Source organism: Streptomyces vulcanius (assembly GCF_042653945.1).
In the GTDB taxonomy this organism is placed as follows: Bacteria; Actinomycetota; Actinomycetes; order Streptomycetales; family Streptomycetaceae; genus Streptomyces; species Streptomyces mangrovi.
Map to the genome: position 1 here is coordinate 1 of NZ_JBHSFK010000047.1, position 22,874 is coordinate 22,874.

The window sequence follows — 22,874 nt, forward strand, 5'->3', positions numbered from 1 at the left end:
TCCTCCGCCAGGCCGCCGCCCACCCCGGCACCGCACTCGTCGAGATCTACCAGAACTGCAACATCTTCAACGACGGCGCCTTCGACACCCTCAAAAACCGCGAAACCGCCGAAGAAGCAGTCATCCGGCTGGAGCACGGGCAGCCCATCCGCTTCGGCGCCGACAGCGCGAAAGGCGTCGCACGCGATCCCGCCACCGGCGACCTACGGATCGTCCCCGGCGACGACCCCGACATCCTGGTCCACGACGCGCACACCCCCTCCCCCACCACCGCCTTCGCACTCTCCCGGCTCGCCGACCCCGGCACCCTCACCCACACGCCCATCGGCGTCTTCCGCGACGTACGACGGCCCGTCTACGACGCGCAGATGGCCGAGCAGCTCGACACGGCCGTGGAACAGCACGGCAAGGGGGACCTGGCCGCGCTGCTCGCCGGCGGGGACACCTGGACCGTCGTCGGCTGACCCGCCGCTCCCTACCTCCGGAAGGAACGCCATGGCGTACGTGATCGCTCAGCCCTGTGTGGACGTCAAGGACCGGGCGTGTCTCGACGAGTGCCCGGTCGACTGCATCTACGAGGGCCCGCGCAAGCTCTACATCCAGCCCGACGAATGCGTCGACTGCGGTGCCTGCGAACCCGTCTGCCCGACGGAGGCGATCTTCTTCGAGGACGACCTCCCGGCCGAGTGGGGCGACTACCGGAAGGCGGACACCGAGGTGTTCGCGGAGCTCGGTTCGCCGGGCGGGGCGAGCGCGACGGGGCCGCTCGCGGCCGACCACCCCGTGGTCTCGGCGCAGACCGCCCAACTCGCGTAGAGCGTCGCGCGCGGCCGAATGCCGTCGTGGTCCTGCCGTGGTCCAGTCCCGTTCCAGGGCAAGTACAGAGCGGATTCAGGCCGATACCAGTGGTAAGGGACACCGTGGAGGCGGTGGCGGAATCCTTTCGCCGCCGCCCTGTGGCGTTAAGGAGTTCTGATGGACATCGCACCGCTCCACCTGCTGCACAGACCCGCCACCCCGGAGGGTTTTCTGCTGGACGCCACCGCGCCGGTGGAGCAGCACTTCGCGCTCTCGGCCGAACTGCCCGCCGGTCACGGCACGTTCAACGACGGGCCGGGCACCTTCCACGATCTGCTCTTCGTGGCGGAGACCCTGCGCCAGGCCACGCACTTCGTCGCCCACCAGTACTTCCGGGTGCCCGTCGAGCGCCCCGCGGTCTTCGTCTCCAGCGGGCTCGAGGTGCTCGACCCCGCCCCGTGGCGGCGCGGCGCCCGTACCGCGCACATCACGCTGGACGTCACGCTGACACCGCTGGACGTGGTCGCCGGGATCCCCCGTGGCCTCGACTGCCGGGGCGGGGTGGCGATCGACGGTGTGAGCTGCGGGAGCGCCGCCGCGCGGCTGCAGTTCCTGATGCCGGGGGTGTACCGGTCGCACCGCGAACGCGGCCGTCAGGAGAGCCTGCGCGGCACCGTGCCGGCCGGGGAGCCGGAGCTGCGGAGTGCGGTGGCGCCCGAGTCGGTCGGGCGCGGCAGTGCCCGCAACGTCGTCGTGGGGGCCCCGTTGCGGGCGCCGCACGGGGAGTTCGTGCTGCCCGTGGAGTGCGCGCCCGGCCATGAGGTGTTCGCGGCGGGTCCCGCCGACCATGTGCCGGGCCCGGTGTTCGTGGAGGCGTCCCGGCAGGCTTCGCTGCTCGTCGCGGCGGAGCTGCACGGGCTGCGGCCCTCGCACGCCGTGCTGACCCGGTGGTGGGGCTCCTTCCGTGGCTTCGGGGACGCCGACCTTCCGCTGACCTGCACGGTCACCGCGCAGGACCCGGTCCGTGACGGCGCGGGCCGCCCCAGTGTCCGCACCCGGCTCGCCTTCAGCCAGGGCAGCCGGGTGCTGTGCACCGCCTCGGCGACCCTGCTCCAGGACTGCTGAATCCCGCCTCACTCCGCACTCCGCACTGCCGTCATTAGGGAGCCTGTCATGCGTTTCCGGGTACTGGGGCCGGTCGGTCTGTCGCCCCTCACGCCGTCCGCGGCGAAGCCGCGCGCGCTGCTCGCCACCCTGCTGGTGCAGGCGGGCGAGGTGGTCCCGGTGCACAGCCTGATCGACGAGCTGTGGGGGACGCAGCCGCCGCGCACCGCCACCACCACGCTCCAGGTGTACGTGTCCCAGCTGCGCAAGATACTCGCGGGGCCCTCCGGTGAGCTGCTGACCCGGGCGCCGGGGTATCTCATCCAGGTGCCGGAACGGGAGTTCGACCTGCCGTGCTTCGAGCGGCTGCGGGCCGAGGGCCGGACGGCGTTCCAGGAGAAGGACTTCACCGGCGCGTCGGCGCTGCTGCACGAGGCGCTCGCGCTGTGGAGCGGGCCGGCCCTGGCGGGCATCCCGCACGGCGTACGGCTGGAGTCGGCCGCGATCCGGCTCGACGAGCTGCGGATGGAGGTCCTGGAGCAGCGGATCGTCGCCGACCTGCGGCTCGGCCGGCACCAGGAACTCGCCGGTGAACTGCTGGCCCTGGCCAACGAGCACCCGCTGCGGGAGACCCTGCACGGGCATCTCATGGTGGCCCTGTACCGGACGGGCCGCGGCTCCGACGCCCTGCGCGCGTACGGCAGGCTGCGCCACTCCCTGGTGGAGGAACTCGGCGTCGAGCCGGGCCCTGGCCTGGCCCGGCTGCACGAACGCGTTCTGCGCCGGGATCCGGCCCTGGACTGGCGTGACTCGCGGGCCGCGGCCGGTACGCCGACGACGGCTGCGGCGCGGATCGCCCGGGAGCCGGCCCCCGCCACCGCCGGCGCACGGCCGCCGGCGCTGCCCGCGGCGCCCCCCGCCTTCGTCGGCCGGCACGAGGAACTGGCGTACGGGGAACGGGTGTTGCGCACGACATCCGGTGGGCGGTCGATGCGGGTGCTGGCCGTGTCCGGCCCCGCCGGGGTCGGGAAGACGGCGCTGGCCCTGCACCTCGCGCACCGGACGGCCGGGTCGTTCCCGGACGGGCAGCTGCTCATCTCCCTGCGCGGGCCGCACGGCCGTCCGCTGGCCGCCGCCCAGGCCGGGGCGGTGCTGCTCCAGCGGCTCACCGACGATCCGCCCGGCGGCTCCCCGCTCACCGACCCGGCCGAGCTGACGGACCGGCTGCGGCGGGCCCTGCACGGGCGCCGGCTGCTGCTGGTGCTGGACGACGCGGCCTCGGAGGAACAGATACGGCCGCTGCTGCAGTGCGGCGCGGAGGGCGCGGTGATCCTGACCTCCCGGCGCAGCCCGGCCGCCCTGGAGGGCGCGGAGCATCTGAAGCTGGAGGCGGTACGGCCGGAGGAGGCCGTGGAGCTGCTGTTCGCGGCGGGTGGCGAGCGTATGGCCGAGGACCCGGTGGCGGCGGCCGAGATCGCCCGGCTGTGCGGCTGCTTCCCGCTGGCCCTGCGGGTGGCCGCGGCGGCGCTGACGGCTCGGCCGCACACCACTCCGGCCGCGCTCGCGGGGCGGCTGCGCGACGAACGCACCCGGCTGGGCGTCCTGCGCGAGGGCGACCTCGACCTCCGCGCCACCCTCCTGACCGGCTACCAGGAGGCCGCACCGTCGTTGCGACAAGCCTTCCGGGCGCTGTCGCTGGTCCAGGCGCCCGACTTCGCGGGGTGGACCGCGGCGGCCCTGCTGGACACCGGGGCCTCGGCGGCGGAGGAGACGGCCGAGGAACTGGTCCGCGCGCAGCTGCTGGAGGCCCGCTCCGGCAACGGGCACACGGTCCGCTACGGCTTCCACTCCCTCCTGCGGGTACTGGCCACGGAACTGCGGTCCTCCGACGAGGTGGACGGGGTACCGGACAGCGCGCGCACGCAGCGCGCGGCCGTCGAGCGGCTGGGCCGGGCCTACGCGGCCCTGGCCCGGTACGCCGACCGCCGGCTCGCCCCGGGCCGTGACTGGACCCCGGACGACTCCCCCGCCGGGCCGCTCGTGCCGGATGCCGCCGCGATCGTGGGGACGAGCCCGCTGCGCTGGTTCCGCGAGGAGGCGACGGGCCTGGTGGAGACCGTGCGCCAGACGCACGCGGCGGGACTGTGGCCGCTGGTGTGGCGGCTCGCGAGAAGCGCGGCCGGTTACTTCCAGGCCTGTGCGGCCTGGGACGACTGGCAGGAAACCCACGACCTGGCGCTGGACGCCGCCCGCCGGGCCGGGAACACCGAGGCGGAGGCGGCGGTCCTCTCCTCCCTGGGCGACCTGGCCTGGCAGCGCCGCGAGGCCGACCGGGCGGTACGGCACCACACGGCGGCGATGCACGCGTTCGACGCGGCCGGCGACCGGGTGGGGGCGGCACGCTGCCGGATCGGGGTGGCCGACATCCTCCTCGGCCAGAACCACCTGGGCGCCGCGGCCCGCCGCTACGGCCGCGCCCTGGCGGTCTGCACCCCCGAGGGCGACGTACGGGGCGAGGTGGCCGCCCTCAACGGCCTCGCCCTCGTCAGCCTGAGACGCGGCCGGCCCCAGGCGGCCCTGCGTCACCTCACCCAGTGCCACCGCGCCGCCGAACGCCTCGGCGACCGCCGCTGGACGGAATACGTCCGCCGCACCACGGCCCGCCTCACCCCGGACACCCCCACCACCAACGCGGTCGAGATCCGCCCCGGCATGTGGCTCATCGGCACACCGGCCCCGACCCCGACTCGGGCGGCGTAACGCCCCGGGCCGGGTGCGGCAGAATCCCGTGCCGTGAAGATCACCGAGCGCGAACTCAACCGGGCCACCCTCAGCCGGCAACTGCTTTTGGCGCGGGAGCCGTTGACCGTCGTGGACGGAGTGCGGCGGGTGGTGGCCCTTCAGGCGCAGCACCCGGCCTCACCGTATCTCGCGCTGTGGAACAGGCTCGCCGGCTTCGATCCGGCCGGGCTGGACGCCGCGTTCGCCGAGCGGTCCGTGGTGAAGGCGACCCTGATGCGGATGATGCCGAGGGCGCTGAGCAGGTCCCGCAGGCCGTTGGCGTAGGCGCCGGGCGAGTAGTCGCCGCGGGGCTTCGCCGACGCGCCGTGGCCGAGCAGGTCGGGGGCGACGACCCGGTACCGGGCGGCCAGGCCGGGGATGACGTCGGCCCAGGTCGCGGAGGAGTCCCCGATGCCGTGGATCAGTACGACGGCGGCCTCGCCCTTGCCCGCCATCCGGTAGGCGAAGCGGTAGCCGTGCAGCTCACGGGTGCGGACGCGGACCTCGCTCCGGCCCACCGCGCGGGGCCGGGGGCGGCCGGGCTGCCAGCTGGGGGTGAAGGGCGAGCGGGCGGTGAAGGGCGTGTCGGCCACGGTCAGGCCTCCTGCGGCGTGGGGCGGGGGTCGGAGAGGGGGCGGTGCGGCACCGGGGCGGACTCGACGACGCCGTACGGGACCGGCGGGGCGGGCGGGGCCTCCACGGGGGCGGGGTCCGGCTCCGGGTCGAGGCCCAGCGACATGTGCGAGCGCCATGCCGGCACCCGCGCGGAGGTCCTGGCGCGCCACGGGGCGAACACCTGGACCGGGGAAGGGGCGGGGGAAGGGGAGGGCGAAGGGGTGAGGGTGTTCGCGGAGGGCATGGCAGCCACCTCTGGGTCGGCGTGCGGGGATACGCGCGGTGCGCGGCCCGGGCGCGGCGGGGCGAAGGGGGGTCCCACGACCGCGCCCGGGCCGGTTCTCATTCGGCGGTGGTCACATACGGCCGGTGCGGAGCGCTGTCGGCACCGCCCCGCACCCGGTTCGTCAGCCGCGCCCGCAGCAGCGAGCCGATCAGCCACTTGCGCATCGCGCCCAGGTGGGCCGGGGAGCCGTGGACGTCGTCGAACTCCTTGAACCGCACCCGGGGCAGCAGGCACCCGAGGAGCTGCCGCTCGGTGGGCGGGATGATCTCGTCCCGGGAGCTGACGACGTATCCGACCGGGATGTCGACGGCGCGCAGGAGCTCCGGGCCGAGCGCGAAGTCCGCCAGCAGGGAGCGGAGTTCATGAACATCCCGTGTACCCGTGAGCCGGCCGAGCGTGTCGGCCGTGATGCCGGGGACCCGCGGCCACCACACGGGGTCGGTGAAGAACCCCGCGACCGGCGCGCCGACGGTGTGGACGGACCGGATCCGCCGGTCCTCGGCCGCCGCGCGCAGCGCCAGGTGGCCGCTGAAGCTGAGGCCGAGGACCGAGGTGTCGGCCACCCGGGCGCGGTCGGCCAGTTCGTCCATCAGGAAGGGCAGCAGGCGCCAGGAGTCGGCCCGGTAGCGCAGCGTGTTCTCGCCGACGCCCGGCATCTCCGTGGCCACCGCCGCCCAGCCCAGCCGGGCGAGCTTCGGCAGCAGCGGTGCCCACTGCTCCTTGACGCTGACGATGCCGCCCATGATCAGCAGCAGCGGGCGCCGGCGGCGGGGGTCGAGTCCGCTCGCCCAGGCGGCGACCGTGCCGCCGGCGGGGTGGTCGAGGACCAGCCGTTCGACGCCCCGCCTGCGACGCCAGTCGTCGAAGGTCCGTACGCAGTTGGCCTGGGCGCGCCGGCGGTCGTCGTCGCCGTGGTACGGGAAGCGGGCGAGGGCGTAGCGGCGGCAGGCCTCGAGCGGGCGGCCCGCGACGGCCTGCCGCTGGGCCTCGGCGGTCCACACCCGGGCCCAGGAGGCGGGGTGGCCCGGCTCGTCGTTGGTGATCCGGGGCAGTACGGCGGCGACCTGGCGTTCGCTGATGCCCTGGCCGCGGGCGTGCAGCCGCGCGAACTCCTTGAGCTCTGCTAGGTGGTCCATGGCTGTTCGGCGTCTCCTCCGGGAGGGCTGCACTGCGATGGCGGGCGGGCCCCCGGGCCGGGGAGCGGGGGACGATGTCCCCGCCCGGGCGGCCCGCCCTGCGGACGATGCTGACCGCCCCTCCTTAAGCCCCGCTGTACACCCACCGGACCCACCCGCACACCGACGGCACCGGCCCGCACACCGACGGACCCCGCCCTCGGGCACGGCGGGATCCGCCCGCACAACGGCGGACCCCCCACGCACGCCGACACGCCTCGCCCGCACACCGACAGGCCCCGGCCGCGGGCACGGCGGTGCGCCGGTCCGAGCCGGGTCTCCCCGCTCGGGCCGGCGCACCGCCGCACGGCTCCCTCAGTCCCTCACCAGTCCAGCGCCGCCGCTTCCTCCCCCAGGTCCTCGTCCTCGCCCAGCGCCTCCGCCACCGCCGCGACCAGGTGCGGGTCGAGCATCGTGCCGGCCGCCGTGTCCCGGGTGTCGCCGAAGCCGGCGTCGCTGACCGCGACGCTGACGACGTAGCCGCCGCCCACGGAGAAGGTGCGGAACTGCCACTCGACGCCCGTGCCCGGGGCGCCGTCGGGGGCGAGGACCCGGGCCGGACGGCCGTCGCCGCTGAAGCCGAAGTCGGTGAAGCGGAACCGCAGTCCCTGCCCGATCGCCTTGCTGTAGGCCTCCTTCAGGGTCCACATGCGCACCAGAGCGGCGCCCCGCCGCTGTGGCGGGAGCCGCTCCAGGACGGTCAGTTCGTGCGGGGTGCAGACATGGCGGTGCAGCCCGCGCGTGTAGAGGGGGCGGTCGGCGCGTTCGGCGTCCACGCCGATCAGGCCCTTGGTGGTGAGCCCGATGAGCAGCAGGTCCTCGGTGTGGCTGAGGCTGATGTCGACGGCGTCGTAGCCGCGCAGGTAGGGGCGGCCGGTGGGGCCGTACCCGAGTTCGACGGCCTGCGGGGGCACCCGCAGCGCCACCGCGGCGGCGAACTTCAGCAGCACCCGGGACGCGGCGAACCGGGTCCGCACGTCCGGGTGGGTCATCTCCAGATAGCGGTCCCAGTCCCGGCCGAGGAGGGCGCGCAGCCGGGGGCCGCCCGCCCGGTCAGGGCGCCAGTCGGCGAGCCGGGCGTGCAGGACCGCGACCGCGTGCTCCTCCAGGTCCGCGCGCACCCGGTCCCAGGCTCCGTCACGGCCGGAGATCCGGACCGGCTCCCCGATGGAGGAGCTGGTTGCCGTCCTCCTTCGCACCGTCATCGAAGCCCTCCAATTCGTGCTTGAGATCACCGAGTACGTCGGCGGCGGTCGCGCCGTCGACGACCCGGTGGTCGAAGGTGAGTCCCAGCCGCATGACCGGGGCGACGGCGACCTGCCCGTCCCGGACGACCGGCCGGTCCACGACGCGCCCCGCGCACAGGGTGACGGCGGTGCCGCCGTGGGAGTGGAAGCCGTCGACCGGGCGGTGGCCCAGCGAGCTGACGGCCACGGTGCCGAACACGCCCGGGCGGGCGGCCGGGTCCCGCAGGGCGGCGGCGAAGGCCAGCCGCCCGAGCGGAACCGGCAGCCGGCCCAGGAGACGGACCCCCCGGAACTCGGGCAGCCGCTCCGTGTCCGGCCCCCGGTAGCGCTCGATCCGCTGCTGGATGTCTTCCAGCGACGCCCGCTCCAGGCCGGGCAGCAGCGCGGAGAGCACGGTCCGCTCCCCCTCCACCGTCCGGTCCAGCGCCAGCTTGGCGGTGACCTCGGGGAAGCGGAGGGTGCGGGGGCCGCGCAGGCCGAAGGGCCATCCGGGGGCCAGTACCGCGTTGGCCTCCGGATGGCGGTGCAGCACCCGGCCGGTGGCGTGCAGGAGGTAGCTGACCACCGAGTAGCGCCGGCCGGCCTCCCGGGCGGCGCCCCGGTGCGCCTCGATCCTGGTCATGTCGATGTCGGTGTCGAGGTGCACGGGGCGCTGCCGGGTGGCGTGCTCCAGGAAGTAGAGGGTGTGCCGGCGCCGCCGCTCCGGGTGGACGCGGACAGCGGTCACGTTCCCGCCGCCAGCCGGTAGATCTCGTCGAGACTGCGCGCCTCAAGGAGTCTGCCCACCGGCAGCGGGCGGCCCGTCGCCCCCTCCAGGGCGGTGACCAGTTTCAGCAGGTACAGCGAGTCCCATTCGGGGAGCTGGTCCAGGTCGGAGGTGACCTGGTACTCCTCCAGGGGCATGCCCAGCTCGTCCCTGACGAGCCGGACGAAGTCGTCGATGGTGTCCATTGATCCTCAGACCTCTCAGACCTTTTCGAGCGCGAAACCGGACTTGATCCACTTGCTGGACTCGACGGCGACCGCGAGCGCCCGCTGGCCGTGTCCGATCTTGCCCAGCAGCGCCTCCAGCTGGAGGAAGGGCAGGGCGTTGCCGTTGTTGCCGGTGTCGGCGACCACGGAGACCTCGACGGCGTCGGGCAGTCCGAGACCGTCGGCGATCTTCCGGGTCATCCGGCCGGACAGCTGCGGCGGCAGCAGGAAGTCGACCTGCTCCGGCGCCCAGTCGAGGTCCTCCAGGAGTTCCCAGAGGATCTCCACGGCCATGACCGGCACGGACTCCTCGATCGCCTTGTAGTCCTCGCGGACCGCCTGCCGGTCCTCGTGCCGGTCGGCGAGCCCGAACCAGTCGATGACCTGGCCGGGTTCGCGGCCCAGGCCGGTGAAGCGGTTGAGCACCCCGCGCAGCGCGAGCCGTTCGCCGCGCGGCTCGGCGGTCACCACGGCGGCCCCCGCCCCGTCGCCGAACAGCACGTAGTTGACGAGGTCGCTGGGTGCGGCGGAGGACAGGTCCCGGGCGAGGTCGAGGTGCTTGCTGCACACGTCCCCGCCGATGACGAGACCGGCCCGGTGCCCGGCACCGGTCACCAGCGTCTGGCCCATCTGGAGGGCCTGTACGGCGCCCGCGCAGCCGGACTGGAGCTGGTAGGTCGGGATCTGGTCCAGGCCGAGCCGGTCGGCGACGTGGTTGACGGTGGCCGGCATCAGATGGTCCGGGGTGGCGGTGCCCATGACCACGAAGTCGATCTCGTCCGGGGCGAGTCCGGACGCGGTGAGCGCCTGCTCGGCGGCCCGGGCGCACAGGTCGGCGAGCGAGAAACGCACCTCACCGGTCTCCAGGTCCCGGGCGAAGTGCCGGGTCCTGGTGCCGATGAACACGTCGATCCACTCTTCGTTGACGCCGAGCGTGCGGGCCAGTGCCGCGTTGTCGACGGGGTCGCCGGGCAGCGCGGTGCCGATCCCGGCGAGATGGGCGACGGATGTCTGCATGTCGTGTCCTTCCTAGGCGACGGCGGTGCCCACTCGGTCCTGGAGGTAGTCGGCGAGGTCGCCGACGGAGGAGAGACGGGGCAGGAGGTCCTGGACGCTCATCGCCTCCAGGCCGTCCAGGCGCTCCTGGAGACGGTCCTTCAACTCCATGATCATCACGGAGTCGAAGCCGAGGTCCTCGTAGAGCAGGGACTGCCGGGAGACCTCGTCCGGCGCGTATCCGCCGACCTCCGCGACGGCCTCGATCACCGCGCGGGCCACCGGGTCGCCCGCCGGATCCTCGGCAACGGAGGGCAGTACGGCCGTGAGCACCACGTGCGGCTCCGCGGCCTCCGGGTGGTGATCCGGTACGACGCCCAGACCGGCCGCCCCCTGCGCCCGCGCCGGAGTCTCGCGGGCCCAGAAGCGGTGGGCGGCGGAGAAGGCGTACGGCGCGAGCCGCTGGGGCACGCGCTCCTCCTCCGGGTAGACGGCGTCCCAGCGCGGGTCGAGCCCGCTGCGGAACAGCTCGGCGACGGCCTCGGCGAACTCCCGCCCGCCGGCCTCCTCCCCCGGCACCGGTGCCACCGAGTGCACCCCGGGCCCGGCGGCGGAGCGCAGGGCGCGTGCCATGCCGGTGAGCACGGGACGCGGGCCGATCTCGACGAGGTGGGTCGGTCCGGCCTCCAGGAGGCGGGCCGTCGCGTCGCCGAACAGCACGGGCGCGGCGATGTGCTCGGTCCAGTACTTGGCGTCCATCGGCTCGGCCTCGAGCAGCCGCCCGCGCACGGTGGAGTACACCGGCACCTTGGGGACGCCGCCGCCGATCTCGTCGGCGAGCGCCGCGAACCGGTCAAGGATCGGCTCCATCAGGGGTGAGTGGAACGCGTGCGAGACCTCCAGGCGCCGGGTCCTGACGCCCCATCGGCCGAGCTTGTCCTCGATCCGGCCGAGGGCGGTCGAGTCACCGGACAGCACGGTCGCCTTGGGTCCGTTGACCGCGCCGATCCCGACCAGGGGTTCGGCGTCGACGAGTTCGACGAGGTCCGTGACCGGGGCCCGTACGGCGAGCATCCCGCCGCCCTCCGGCAGTCGCTGCATCAGCGCGCCCCGGGCGGCGATCAGCCGGGCCGCCTGTTCCAGCGGCAGGACCTCCGCGAGGACCGCCGCCGCGTACTCGCCGACGCTGTGCCCGAGCAACAGGGCGGGCGGGACGCCGAGTTCGGACAGCGAGGCGGCGAGGGCGTAGCCGACGGCGAACAGGGCGGGCTGGGTCCAGCCGGTGCGGTGCACGGCCGGGTCGCCGGTGAGCAGCAGTTCGCGCACCGAGCCCCCGGTGTGCGGGGCGAGGGCCGCGTCCGCCTCGTTCAGGTACCGCCGGTAGAGGGGCGACTCCTGGTAGAGCCGGGCGGTCATGCCCGGGTACTGCGAGCCCTGCCCGGTGAACAGCAGCGCCACCTGCGGCTTGCCCGCGGGGTGGGCGGCGAGCCGGGCCAGCAGGTCGTCGTCGGCCGCGGCCGACCTCAGCCCCGCGACAAGCTCGTCGGTGTCCTGGGCGGGCAGCGCGAACCGGTAGCGGTGGCCCGTCTTGGCGCGGTTGCTGCTCCAGGACAACGGCCCGACGGGCACCCTGCGCCGCTGTACGGCGTCGGCCTGGACAAGGAGGTTGCGGCGCAAAGCATCCAGCGAGGGGGCGGTGAGGGTGAAGACGCCGGTACCGAGGCCGGTGGCTCCGCCCGCTGACCGTTCCGGGCGTACGGCGTGCGGGGGCGCGGACTCCAGGACTGCGTGGGCGTTGGTGCCGCCCATGCCGAAGCTGCTCAGACCGCCGATCGCCGGCCCCGACCGCAGCCGCAGCGGGGCCTTCAGCAACCGCAGCCCCTGCCGGGCGAGTTTCAGGGCGGGGTTCTCCCGGGCGGCGAACCGGCTCGCGGGGACCACCCGGTGGTGCAGGGACAGGGCGACCTTGATGAGCCCGGCGATACCGGCCGCGCCCTCGGTGTGCCCGATGTTGCCCTTGACCGAGCCGACCGCCAGCGGGCGCCCGGAGCGGCCGGCGTGCAGATGGCCGAGGGCCTTGGCCTCGATCATGTCGCCGAGGACGGTGCCGGTGCCGTGCGCCTCCATGAAGGTGACGTCGGACGGCTCGACGCCGGCCCGGCGGTAGGCGGCGGCCAGCACGTCCTGCTGGGACCAGCGGTTGGGCGCGGTGATGCCGTTGCTGCGGCCGTCCTGGTTGACGGCCGTGCCCCGGATCACCGCGTAGACGGGCTGCCCGTCGGCGACCGCGTCCTCGAGGCGGCGCAGCACCACGGCCCCGACTCCCTCCCCCCGTCCGATGCCGTCGGCGTCGGCGCTGAAGGGCTTGCAGCGGCCGTCGGGGGCGGACAGCCCGGCCTGGGTGTAGAAGATGCCGAGGGCCGGGGTGAGCGCCACGTTGACGCCGGCGGCGATGGCGGTGTCGCACTCCCCCGCCAGCAGGGCGTTGCAGGCGAGGTGGACCGCGACCAGCGACGACGAGCAGGCGGTGTCCACCGCGAGGCTCGGGCCCTTGAGGTCGAGGTGGTAGGAGACCCGGTTGGCGGTCATGCAGTAGCCGTTGCCGGAGCCGACCTGGGCGGTGACCCGCGCGTAGTCGGTCATGTGCAGCTGCGCCCACTCGTTGCCCATGATGCCGACGAACACCCCGGTGGAGGTGCCCGCCAGGCGCTGCGGGGCGATCCCGGCGTCCTCGAAGGCCCGCCAGGCGCACTGGAGCAGCAGCCGCTGCTGCGGGTCCATGGCCGCCGCCTCGCGCGGGGAGACGGTGAAGAACTCGTTGTCGAAGGCGTCCGGGTCGGAGATGAAGCCGCCCTCGGTGGTGTTGGAGTGTCCTTCGGCCCCGGCGGGCGAGTGGAACTCACGGGCGTCCCAGCGCTGGCCGGGCACCTTGTCCACCCCGTCGCCGGAGCGCATCAGCATGTCCCAGTAGGCGGCGCTGTCGGGCGCCCCCGGGAACCGGCAGTCGATGCCGACTATGGCGACGGGCCTCATCGATTGTCGCCCTCCATGGCGCGCAGTTCCTCCACGAGGTGCTCGGCCAGCGCCTCGATCGTCGGGTAGTCCCAGGCCACGGTGGGTTCGAGGACGAGGTCGAAGTCCTCCTCGATGTCACCGCACAGGCTCAGCGCGGCCACCGAGTCCAGTCCGTACTCGGCCAGCGGCACGGTGGGCACGATCTCGGTGGGGGTCCGCTTGAGGTACAGGGCGATCCGGTCGGCGAGCCAGCTGCTCAGCGACTCGACGGTGTGGCGTGCGTTCAGGGTGTCGGCGGTGCGGTCGGTCGCGGGAACAGACACGGGAGACTCCTAGGTGAGACGGCCGTCAGCCGGCCAGCGGGGTGTCGTAGAGGTCGTAGCTGCGGCGTTCGTGGAAGCGCCGGAGCACTTCCTCGTGCACCCGGCCCTCGCAGCCGGGCGGCAGGTCCGCCGGGCGCTGTCCGAGGCGCAGGGCGAGCCGGTGCAGTGCGGCGGCCACCCAGGCCGGGTCCGCGAGGAAGGGGTCGTCGCCTCCCTGCGCGCCGCGCCAGACGCCGAGGACGGAGGCCGCCGCGAGGAACACGGCGTAGCGGTCGGCAAGCGCGAAGCTGGCGGGGCTGGCGAGGGCGGTGCGGTCCTGCGGGGAGAGGTGCAGGCTGTCCTCCTGGAGCTGCCTGAGCTGGTCGATCATCCGCATCACCAGGGCCTGTACGGCGAGTTCCTCGGGGGAGCCGCTGGGCAGGGAGTCGGCGGCGGCGACCAGCGACGCGCTGAGGCTGTCCCGTCCGCTGGCCAGGGCGAGGTCCCCGAAGGGCAGACCGGGCAGCCCCTCACGGGGGCGGAACAGGCTCGCCGGGGCCTCGTCGCCGGAGAACCAGGCGCGCCGGGCGAGCCGGGACAGCTGCGGGATGATCGTGGCCTGGCAGGCCGCCGATCCTGCGTGCCCGAGGCTGAGCACGGGCAGGTCGCGCACATGCTTCTGGAAGAGGCCGAACTCGCCCTCACGGACGTAGAACCGCGCCCCGAGCACGATCGACAGGTCGTACATGGTGTCGGTGAGCATCTTGGGCACCAGGTACTTCACGGCCGCCGCGTACACGCTGGTCTCGTCGGGCAGCAGATGCACCGCGCGGGTGCCGACGGTGGCGAGGCTGTCGCAGATCAGCAGGTCGAGGAAGGCGCCGGAGAGGGTGGCGGAGGCGTGCGGGATCTCCATCACCGAGCCGCGGTACAGCTTGCGTCCCAGTGCGAACCGCACCACCGTACGGAGGCTGGTGTCCAGCGCGCCCACCGCCATGCCCGGCACCGCGCTGCGGGTGATCTGGAAGGAGCGCAGGGCGAGTTCGACGCCCTGTCCGCGCGCGCCGACGAGGGTGGACTCCGGTACCGGGCAGTCGGTGAAGTCGAGCCCGGAGAGCCGGCAGCCGCGTACCCCCACGGCCGGGTAGCGGGGCAGTACGGCGAACCGCTCCCGGTCGAGCTGGTCGCGCTCGACGAACAGCACGGAGTGGCTGCGGCTGCCGGGGCTGTCGTCGGTGCGGCTGAACAGGGCGTAGGCGGCGGCCCGGTCGGCGTTGTTGATGACCTCCTTGCGGCCGTTGAGGCGGAACCCGCCGTCGGCCGGGTCGGCCCGGAACTCGTTGCGCACGAAGTCGTTGCCGTGCGCCAGCTCGTGGTAGGCGACGGACACCTTGGAGCCGGACAGCAGCAGGCCGGCGAGCCTGCGCCGCTGCTCCTCGCTGCCGGCCGTCCACACGTTGGCGGCGGCCATGAAGGACGTGATGCCGTAGCCGAGGCCGAGCGCCACATCGCGCCGGAACACCTGCCGCATCACGCGGACGAGGGTGTCCAGGCGGTCGAGCCGTCCGCCGAACTCCTCCGGCACGAACTCGGCGTTGAGCACCAGGTCGTCCAGCAGCCGTTCCCCGGCGGCGGGCAGCTCCCCTGCCTCGTCGGCGGCGAGCAGTGCGGTGGAGCCGAGCGGGTTGGCGGGGTCGTCCGGATCACCGAACCGCCTCTCCAGTTCGGCGATCCGCGCCTGGACGGCGGTCTCGGTGCGGTGGGCGGGGTCTGCCGTGCCGTGCGGCCCCCGGACCTCGGGATCACTCAGCATGACGTCCCCTCGGGTGTGGCTCCGCCCAGTCGCAGCGGGAGCAGTGAGAACAGTTCTCCGGTCTCCCGGGCGGCCCGCAGCCGCTCCAGGAGGGCCGGATAGGCGTCGGGATCCCCGGCGGCCGGTTCCCCGAGCCGTACGAGGAGCCGGTCGAGGACGGGCCACAGCCAGACCCCTTCGCGCCACAGGGCCCCGGTCCGCCCCTCGCCCGCGGCCCGCTGGTTGTGGGCCCACAGGCCGAGGCAGGCGGCGCCGGCCAGGCAGAGGCTGTAGCGGCGGGCGACGTCGAACGCGGCGGGCGGGACGTCGGAGACGACGGTGCGGTAGGCGTCCATCGCCTCGTGGACCCGGCCGGTGACCGCGAGCAGCCGCTCGGCCGGGCCCAGCGCGGACTTGAGCTCCGGGCGCCGGGTGGCCTCGGCGCGCAGGGCGGCCACCGAGGCGGGCAGCGTGGCCATGATGCCGCTGCCGCGCCGGGCGACCAGGGACAGCCGGGCCGGGTCCAGCGGCGGCAGCGGGGCGGCCAGGTCGAAGGCGCGGGTGGCGCCGTCGGTGTCGCCGGTGCCGCGCTGCCAGCCCCGGGCCAGCGAACGGAACTGGTTGACCAGGGAGTTGAGGTTGACCAGGGTGTTGCCGTCGAACAGGCCGACGATGCGGTGGTCGCGGTCGACCTTCTGGAACATGCCCCGCGCGTGTACGTCCTTGAGGAAGGCGCGTGCCCCGAGCAGCCGGGTCAGTTCGGCGATGACCGTCTCCGTCCCGGTCGGCACCAGGTACTTGGTGACCGCCGCCGCGATGCTCAGCTCCTCGGTGACGGTGTGCACCGACCGGGCGGCGACCGTGGCGAGCGCCTCCCCGGCCAGCACGTCCGCCGCCGCGCAGGCCAGCGTGTGCCGGGCCTGCGGCAGGTCCACCAGATGCCGTCCGAACAGCTCGCGCCGCTCGGCGAAGTCCAGGGCGAGGGACAGCGCGTGGTCGGCGGCGCCCAGGGACAGCGAGGCGCACATGGTGCGGGTGAGCTGGAGTGCCTTGAGGACGGTCTCCACGCCACCGCCCTCGCCGCCGACCGCCGCGTCCGCGGGCACCGGGGCGCCGTCGAAGGCGATGCCGCTGATGTCGGCGCCCCGGATGCCATGGGTGCGGATCTTGTCCAGGTGACGGTAGTGGTCGCCGGCGGCGAGCCGCCGCTTGTCGACCAGGAGCACGGTGAAGCCGCGCGGCCCGCCGTCCTCGCCGGTCCGGGCCAGGACGGACAGCAGACTGCCCCGGGTGGCGTTGTTGATCAGCCACTTCTCCCCGGTGATCCGCCAGCCGCCCGACCCGTCCGGCTCCCCGCTCACCTCCCCGGCGAGCAGGTCGCTGCCGTGGGCGCGCTCGGTGAGCGCCAGCGAGACGGGGAGACCCGCCCGGATGTCGTCGGCGAGGCCGCGGGCCTGCTCGGGGGTGCCGGCGATCCAGACGCACACCCCGCCCAGGTAGGTCTTGCCGTGCCCCACGGCGACGGTCAGATCGCGCCGGGCCACCACCCGCATGACCTGCATGATCGTCTCGTAGTCGGTGAGCCGGCCGCCGTGCTCGACGGGGACGTAGTACTCCTGGAGCCCCCATCGCTCCAGCACCCGGCAGAGGTCGGCCGGGAACTCCTCGCCCTCGTCCAGCTCCAGGCAGCGGGCGCGGGAGAAGGCGGTACCGGGGTCCTCGGGGTCGCCGAGCAGCAGCTCCAGCTCCTGCGCGGCGAGATACGGAGGATGTTCCATGGCTCAGCCCACCGGAACCGGAGCGGGCTCGACCATCGAGCGCACCGACGGGTCCAGCACCGAGTGCAGCGCGGTGACGGCACCCTCCAGGAACAGTTTGCGCATCAGCGTCCGCTGGATCTTGCCGCTGGTGGTGCGCCGCACGGTGCCCGGCCGCACCAGCAGCACATTGCCGGCCGGCACGGCGAACTCGAGACCGATGTGCCGCTGGATCTCCGTCGCGATGCTCTTCAGGTCCGCGCCCGCCGCGGCGGCCCGGATCTCGTGGATCACCACCAGGTGCTCCTGGCCGCCGGAGTCGACCGCGAACACGGCGCCCGCCCCGATCGCGGGGTTCAGCGCGCGTACGGCGCTCTCCACGTCGTAGGGGTAGATGTTGCGGCCGTTGATCAGGACCATCTCCTTGAGGCGGCCGGTGACGAACAGTTCGCCGTCGCCGTCCAGGACGCCCATGTCGCCGGTGCGCAGCCAGTCGCCGAGCTGCTCCTGGCCCTCGATGCGGGCGCCGAAGATCTCCGCGTTCACCTCGGGGCGCTCCCAGTAGCCGGAGGCCACGCTGGCGCCGCGCACCCAGATCTCGCCGACCCGGCCCGCGGGCCGCTCGACGCGGGTGTCCGGGTCGACGACCCGCACCTCGAAGTCCTCGGCGAGGGCCACCCCGCTGCTGACCAGGGACCGGCGCGAGGCCCCCAGGTACGGTCCCTCCAGCGAGCCCTGCTCGAGGCCCGCCGCGTCCACCTCGCGCAGCAGCGCGCCGCGGGTCTTGGGGGTGCCGGTGACCAGGAGCGTCGTCTCGGCCATGCCGTAGCAGGGGAACATCGTCTCCGCCCGGAAGCCGTAAGGACCGAAGCGCTCGGTGAACGCCTTCAGGGTCTCGGCCCGCACCGGCTCGGCGCCGTTGCAGGCGGTACGCCAGGTCGACAGGTCGATGCCCTCCAGCTGGGCGTCGGTGATCCGGCGGACGCACAGCTCGTAGGCGAAGTTGGGGCCGCCGCTGGCGTTGACGCCGTACTCGCTGACCAGCTCCATCCAGCGGACCGGCTTGCGCAGGAAGGACACCGGCGGGATCAGCACACTGGTGGTGCCCAGCCACAGCGGCTGGAGGATGTGCCCGATCAGACCCATGTCGTGGTAGAAGGGCAGCCAGCCGCCGATCACCGTGTCGGGGGTGTTGCCGGTGGAGCGGGCGATGGCCGCCTCGTTGGCGAGCAGGTTGCCGTGCGAGACCATCACGCCCTTGGGCGCGCTGGTGGAGCCGGAGGTGTACTGGAGGAACGCCAGGTGCTCGGGCCCGAGTTGCGGCTCCCGCCAAGCCCCCACATCACCCACCGGTCCCTGGTCCGTCGGCAGACAGGCCACGTCCGAGAAGCCCTCCGCCGCCAGCCACGCCTCGACCTCCGGGGCGTGCTCGCCGAGCGTCAGCACCGCGCCGACCCGGGCGTCGCGGACGATCCCGGAGACCCGCCGGAAGTGCTGGCCCTGCTCGGAGGGCAGCGGCGCCGGCACCGCGACGGCGCCCGCGTAGAGGCAGCCCACGAACGCCTTCACGAAGTCGAGCCCGGACGGGTACAGCAGCAGCACCTGGTGTCCCGCCAGGCCGCGTTCCTGGAGCCAGGACGCGATGTCCTTGGCCGCGCGGTCCAGGTCCAGGTACGGCAGCCGCTCGGCCTCCTTGCCCCGCACCCCGTCCGCGAGGAACACGAACGCGTCCGCGTCGCCCCGCTGGTCCGACCGCGCAAGCACGAGCTCCGCGAATGAACCGAATTCCGCCACCGTCTCTCTCCCTCGCCTCGCCTGTTGTCGTCCGGTCTGTTCGTCCGGTCCGTGGTCCGTGCCGATCGTCGGAGCAGCCTCTAAAGGCCGTCTTGCGGCTCCTCCTGAAGCCCTCTGAGCTGCGCCCACAGCTCCCGCTCGTCCGGCGAGAGCGGCACATGGGCGGCCAGCCGTTCGGGATGGGCGGGCGGGGGTGCGTCGAGCGGCACCGGGGTCACCGGGGTCTTCCGGTCGTCGTCCCGCAGCCACCAGTCCTTCGCCTGGTCCACCGTCGCCGGCGGGACCATGCCGAAGATGACGGCGAGCGCGCCGAACCCGTCCACGAAGAACGTGACGACGCCCCGCCAGACCCGCCGCGCCAGCCGCCGCACGGCCTTGCTCACCCCAGGTCCGCCGTCAGCCGGACGTGCGCCGGCCGCTCCGGCAGCCGCTCCGCGGCCAGGTCGTGCCGGAACGACACCGTGCCGTCGGCGTCCTCGCCGGTCTCCGCGAACCCCACGGACGGGTACAGCCCGCGCACCTTGTGGTTCTTGGCGGTGGGCCGGTAGCGGGCGGTCACGGCGGGCGCCCCGGCGTCGTGCGCCGCGCCCAACACGGCGGCGAGACAGGCCTGTTCGATGCCCCGGGCGAAGACCCGGCAGCTGAGCAGCATGTTGTCGATGTGCCAGCTCCCGCCCGTACCGCTGATGATGACGGCCCCGACCAGCCCGTTGTCCCCGAACCGGTCGGCGGAGCGGATCGCGAGCACCGCACCCTCGGCGGAGTCCCTGCGCTCCCGGACGTCGGCCTGCTGGAGCCGCTCGGTGGTGAGGTTGAACTGGTTGGTCCGCAGGGTGACCTGGGAAACCCGCGCGATCTCGTGATCCCGAACGGACGAGAGGCTGACCTCGACGCCCAGCTCCGCGAGGTACTCCTCCATCGAGCCCGCGCTCTCCATGAGGTCCTGGCGGGCCGCGTCGGTGCGGTACTGGGTGGCGCGGGCGCGGTCCTCGGCGGTCAGCTCCCGGACGTCGAACCAGCCGTCGGCGAGCAGCCGTTCGATGTGCAGCGCGGGCTCCTCGTCGAGCCGGACCACGGCCACCCCGGGCAGGTTGCGGGCCACCAGACCGCACTCGAACGGCGAGTCGTCGGCGAACACGAAGCTGTCCACGCCGAGGTTGAGCCGCCGCGCGATCTCCGCCAGATTGCGGTCCTTGGGCTCCCAGTTGGCGACGACCTGCACGAAGTCGCCCTCGCGCAACGCCATGTCCGGATGCTCGCGCAACACTGACCGCACCGGCTCGAGGTCGTTCTTGCTGCATACGGCGAGCAGGACGCCCTGTGCCCCGATCTGGCCGACGGCCTTCTGGAACCGTCCGAACGCCTCGCCCCGGTAGGTCGTGGCGGCGGCGATGCCCTCGGGGCCGTCGTCGCCGAGGATGCCGTCCCACAGGGTGTTGTCCAGGTCGACGACCAGCACCTTCTTGGTCCGGCCACGCAGGGAGCGGGCCAGATGCCCGGCCTCCCGCGCGTAACAGGCGAGAAGTTCCTCCCCCAGCCGGGCCTTGGCGTAGGCGGCGAGCCGGGGCTCGTTGACCGGCCCGCAGGAGGCGACCAGCGGATCGAGGTCCACGACATGCACCCGATCGTGCTCGGCGGCCAGCTCGAGCAGCCCCGCGTTGAACTCCCGCCACACGACCCCGAGCCGGGCCCGCGACCGGGCGTCGACCAGCCGCCGCGCCTGACTCCGCAGCAGGGGCACGGTGTTGAGTACGAGCGTCCCGGCGCCGTGCGCCACATACCGCTCGGCGAGGGACCGCACGAGCGCCAGCTTGCCCTCGGCGACCCGCTCCACGTCCTCCACCAGCCAGGGATGCGGCAGCTCGTCGAACACGATGTCCGCGTCCAGCACGCACAGCACGGCGTCGGCGCCCGAGGTGTACACCTCGCTGCCGGTGTCCTGGAGGTCGCGCCGCCAGGAGTCGTAGTCGCCCTCGTGCAGCCTCAACAGCAGCCCGTGCCTGGCGAGTTGGGCGGTCAGCGGGGCGGTGAGCGCGTTCAGGACGGAGTGTCCGGTGACCGCGACGGTGAACGTCTCGGTACCGGGGTACGCGCGCAGCACCTCCTGCGGGTCGAGGCGGGCGAGAAGCTGCCCGGCCCGGCTCAGATCCGCCGCGGGCGGCCCGGCGGGGTCACCCGTCCCCGCGATCTCGGACAGCAGCCCTGGCACCTCGTCGTACGCGCCGGCGAGGCGTCCTTCGGCATGGAGGGCGCGCAGCCGGTCCAGCGGTCCGGTCCGCTCGCCCACGGCGGTGCTGACAACCGTGGCCATCATGTCTCCATTCGCTGAAGTCGCCGATCCGGACCGAGACTGCGGGCCGGGACTTAAGGCGCCCTTGAGCGAGCTGGAAATTTACTGAAGTAGCCGCGAGCCGCTCCGCTCCACGACCCGCACACCCCCCGCCCCCATCACAGCCACCGCCCCGGGATGCACCCCGCCGACGGCGAGATCGGCGATGCCCAACCTGGGCCCGGAGGACCCCGCCGACCCAGACCCGGAAGGCCCCGCCGACGCCGGCCCGGAGGCGGGCCGCCCGGCCCCGGAGGGCGCCGCCGACACGGGCGGGGAAGGTACAGCCGGCACGGGCCGGGAAGGCACCGCCGACGCGGGCCCGGAGGAAGCGGCCCGGCCTGGCCTGGAGGACCCCGCCGACCCAGACTCGGAAGGCCCCGCCGACACCGGCCCGGAGGACCCCGCCTGCCCGGACCCGGAAGGCGCCGCCGACACCGGCCCCGAAGGCCCCGCCGACGCCGGCCCGGAGGCGGGTTGCCCGGCCCCGGAGGGCTCCGCCGGCACGGGCCGGGAAGGCACCGCCAGCCCAGGCCGGGAAGGCACCGCCGGCCCAGGCCGTGGGGCGAGTTGGTCCGGCCAGGACACGACCGCCGGGGGCTGGTCGGGTGGGGCGAGTTCCAGTTCACGCAACGGCACCCGCAGGCCCACGCCCAGTGCCTTGAGTACCGCTTCCTTCCGGGTCCAGGTACGCAGGAACGCCGCCCGGCGCTCGGCGGGCGGGCGGCTGTGCAGGGCGGCGAGTTCGGCGGCGGAGAGGGCGGTGCGGGCGGCGGCCTCCACATCGAGGGGCGCGTCGGCGTCCTCCACGTCGAGGCCGACCTCGGCGCCCTCGCAGAGCGCGACGCCGATCAGCTCACCGCTGTGGGTGACGGAGAAGCCGTAGGGGGAGGGCACGGCCAGGCGCGGCTTGCCGTGCGGGCCGCCGCAGTGCGGGCACACGCGCCGCAGCGGTACGCCGGCCGGGGGTACGCCGAGCCGCTCGGCGAGGAGCACTCGGCTGAGGGCGACACCGACGAGGAAACGACCCCGCTCGGCCGGGGAGACGGTCGCGTCGTGGCGGGCGCGTTCGACGGGGTCCAGGAGATTCAGCAGACGGTCGTGGGCGTCGCCGAGGCGCGCCCACGAGATCTCCACGGAATACACTGCGCCGCTTTCCGAGATGACTAGTGCACGGCGCGCAGCATACGAGTGACGTTGATCTTCGTCGGGGAAAGGCCGAGTTCCACGCTCTGCATCATCCGCTCGCCGTTCAGCCGCCCGTAGGCGAGCAGGTCGACGTTGGCCAGGCTGAATTCCGGCCAGGTGTGAATGCTGAGGTGCGAGGCGGAAAGCAGCAGAATGGCGGTGACGGCACCATTCGGGAATACGTGCGACGCCTCACCGAGAACCGTGGCGTTTCCCTTTTCGGCGGCCGTGCGCAGCACCTGGAGGAGGCGCTCCTCGTCGGTCAGGATGCTGTGATCGCTCACCCACACGTCGACGGCATAAGAGCACAGATCGTCGACGTTTATACCCTCGGTGGCGAGGCTGGCGGAGTTGGTCATGGGGAACCGGGGGTCACGAAAGTTGCCCCCGTCTCCTTTCACATAGATCTGCGCTGGTCCGCGCGGCCGAAGTGGAAGGCCGAGGCCGTTAACCGGCGCTCGGTGCGGCCCAGCGTATCATCCGGGCTGCTCCGGGGCTCGCCGGCTCTCCCCGGAATGACCTGCCGAGAACAGCGCCGAAATCCGCTGTGCGCATCGAATTCACCCTCTCGACTTTCCCCGTCTTTCCCACTCCATTCCCCACTCCCTTTCCCACTCCCTTTCCCACTCCCTTTCCCACTCCCTTTCCCCTTCTCTTTCTCCCTCTCCGTACCGAGTCCAACGAAGCCCCCGCAGCCCGTATACTCGATAGGCCCTAATCAAT

18 protein-coding genes and 3 pseudogenes are annotated in these 22,874 nt (G+C 73.6%); 5 read left to right on the plus strand and 16 right to left on the minus strand.

Annotated features, from left to right (window positions below; all coding sequences use genetic code 11):
- From ACFPIH_RS46140 to ACFPIH_RS46160, 5 genes and pseudogenes are all read left to right on the plus strand, one after another.
- Nucleotides 1-464, plus strand: a pseudogene (locus ACFPIH_RS46140) (2-oxoacid:ferredoxin oxidoreductase subunit beta); the annotation flags it as partial.
- Nucleotides 465-495: 31 nt separating this feature from the next.
- Nucleotides 496-816 carry a ferredoxin gene (fdxA, locus tag ACFPIH_RS46145; RefSeq protein ID WP_381170690.1) on the plus strand — a complete coding sequence of 107 codons (321 nt, stop codon included), beginning with the start codon at nt 496-498 and terminating at the stop codon, nt 814-816.
- Between the two features lie 159 nt (nt 817-975).
- Nucleotides 976-1,923: an AfsA-related hotdog domain-containing protein gene (locus tag ACFPIH_RS46150; RefSeq protein ID WP_381170688.1), complete on the plus strand. Its 948-nt coding sequence runs from the start codon at nt 976-978 to the stop codon at nt 1,921-1,923.
- A gap of 48 nt (nt 1,924-1,971) precedes the next feature.
- Nucleotides 1,972-4,662, plus strand: coding sequence for an AfsR/SARP family transcriptional regulator (locus ACFPIH_RS46155; RefSeq protein WP_381170686.1), 2,691 nt, complete (start codon nt 1,972-1,974; stop codon nt 4,660-4,662).
- A gap of 33 nt (nt 4,663-4,695) precedes the next feature.
- Nucleotides 4,696-4,941, plus strand: a pseudogene (locus ACFPIH_RS46160) (DNA glycosylase AlkZ-like family protein); the annotation flags it as partial.
- On the opposite strand, the pseudogene ACFPIH_RS46165 reads toward ACFPIH_RS46160, so the two are convergent.
- From ACFPIH_RS46165 to ACFPIH_RS46240, 16 genes and pseudogenes are all read right to left on the minus strand, one after another.
- Nucleotides 4,920-5,276, minus strand: a pseudogene (locus tag ACFPIH_RS46165) (alpha/beta fold hydrolase); the annotation flags it as partial. The pseudogenes ACFPIH_RS46160 and ACFPIH_RS46165 sit on opposite strands and share 22 nt — an antisense overlap.
- 2 nt (nt 5,277-5,278) lie before the next feature.
- Nucleotides 5,279-5,542, minus strand: coding sequence for a hypothetical protein (locus ACFPIH_RS46170; protein ID WP_381170684.1), 264 nt, complete (start codon nt 5,540-5,542; stop codon nt 5,279-5,281).
- Between the two features lie 98 nt (nt 5,543-5,640).
- Nucleotides 5,641-6,720: an alpha/beta fold hydrolase gene (locus ACFPIH_RS46175; protein WP_381170682.1), complete on the minus strand. Its 1,080-nt coding sequence runs from the start codon at nt 6,718-6,720 to the stop codon at nt 5,641-5,643.
- A gap of 362 nt (nt 6,721-7,082) precedes the next feature.
- On the minus strand, nt 7,083-7,964 hold the full coding sequence (locus tag ACFPIH_RS46180) for a 4'-phosphopantetheinyl transferase family protein (RefSeq protein ID WP_381170680.1): 882 nt from the start codon (nt 7,962-7,964) through the stop codon (nt 7,083-7,085).
- Entirely contained in the window at nt 7,897-8,733 is an 837-nt protein-coding gene (locus ACFPIH_RS46185; protein ID WP_381170678.1) for a 2-oxo acid dehydrogenase subunit E2, read from the minus strand. Before ACFPIH_RS46185 ends, ACFPIH_RS46180 begins: the two co-directional genes overlap by 68 nt.
- A complete protein-coding gene (locus tag ACFPIH_RS46190; protein WP_381170676.1) occupies nt 8,730-8,957 on the minus strand; it encodes an acyl carrier protein in 228 nt (75 codons plus the stop codon). The genes ACFPIH_RS46185 and ACFPIH_RS46190 overlap by 4 nt, the downstream gene beginning before the upstream one ends.
- 15 nt (nt 8,958-8,972) lie before the next feature.
- Nucleotides 8,973-9,995 (minus strand): 3-oxoacyl-ACP synthase III family protein, encoded by a 1,023-nt coding sequence (locus tag ACFPIH_RS46195; protein ID WP_381170674.1) that lies wholly within the window; start codon nt 9,993-9,995, stop codon nt 8,973-8,975.
- 12 nt (nt 9,996-10,007) lie between these two features.
- Complete coding sequence (locus ACFPIH_RS46200) at nt 10,008-13,007, minus strand: type I polyketide synthase (protein ID WP_381170672.1); 3,000 nt, start codon at nt 13,005-13,007, stop codon at nt 10,008-10,010.
- The gene (locus ACFPIH_RS46205) at nt 13,004-13,312 is read right to left on the minus strand and encodes an acyl carrier protein (protein ID WP_381170670.1); all 309 of its coding nucleotides are present in this window, start codon (nt 13,310-13,312) and stop codon (nt 13,004-13,006) included. Before ACFPIH_RS46205 ends, ACFPIH_RS46200 begins: the two co-directional genes overlap by 4 nt.
- Before the next feature lie 25 nt (nt 13,313-13,337).
- Entirely contained in the window at nt 13,338-15,104 is a 1,767-nt protein-coding gene (locus ACFPIH_RS46210; RefSeq protein WP_381170668.1) for an acyl-CoA dehydrogenase, read from the minus strand.
- The gene (locus tag ACFPIH_RS46215) at nt 15,098-16,861 is read right to left on the minus strand and encodes an acyl-CoA dehydrogenase family protein (RefSeq protein WP_381170666.1); all 1,764 of its coding nucleotides are present in this window, start codon (nt 16,859-16,861) and stop codon (nt 15,098-15,100) included. Before ACFPIH_RS46215 ends, ACFPIH_RS46210 begins: the two co-directional genes overlap by 7 nt.
- 3 nt (nt 16,862-16,864) lie before the next feature.
- A complete protein-coding gene (locus tag ACFPIH_RS46220; RefSeq protein ID WP_381170664.1) occupies nt 16,865-18,634 on the minus strand; it encodes a fatty acyl-AMP ligase in 1,770 nt (589 codons plus the stop codon).
- A gap of 80 nt (nt 18,635-18,714) precedes the next feature.
- Nucleotides 18,715-19,017: a DUF6059 family protein gene (locus ACFPIH_RS46225; RefSeq protein WP_381170662.1), complete on the minus strand. Its 303-nt coding sequence runs from the start codon at nt 19,015-19,017 to the stop codon at nt 18,715-18,717.
- On the minus strand, nt 19,014-20,945 hold the full coding sequence (locus ACFPIH_RS46230) for an HAD-IIIC family phosphatase (RefSeq protein ID WP_381170745.1): 1,932 nt from the start codon (nt 20,943-20,945) through the stop codon (nt 19,014-19,016). The genes ACFPIH_RS46225 and ACFPIH_RS46230 overlap by 4 nt, the downstream gene beginning before the upstream one ends.
- An 81-nt stretch (nt 20,946-21,026) precedes the next feature.
- Nucleotides 21,027-22,100 (minus strand): 4'-phosphopantetheinyl transferase superfamily protein, encoded by a 1,074-nt coding sequence (locus ACFPIH_RS46235; protein WP_381170660.1) that lies wholly within the window; start codon nt 22,098-22,100, stop codon nt 21,027-21,029.
- A gap of 29 nt (nt 22,101-22,129) precedes the next feature.
- Nucleotides 22,130-22,510 carry an S-adenosylmethionine decarboxylase family protein gene (locus ACFPIH_RS46240; protein WP_352343553.1) on the minus strand — a complete coding sequence of 127 codons (381 nt, stop codon included), beginning with the start codon at nt 22,508-22,510 and terminating at the stop codon, nt 22,130-22,132.
- Nucleotides 22,511-22,874 lie beyond the last annotated feature (364 nt).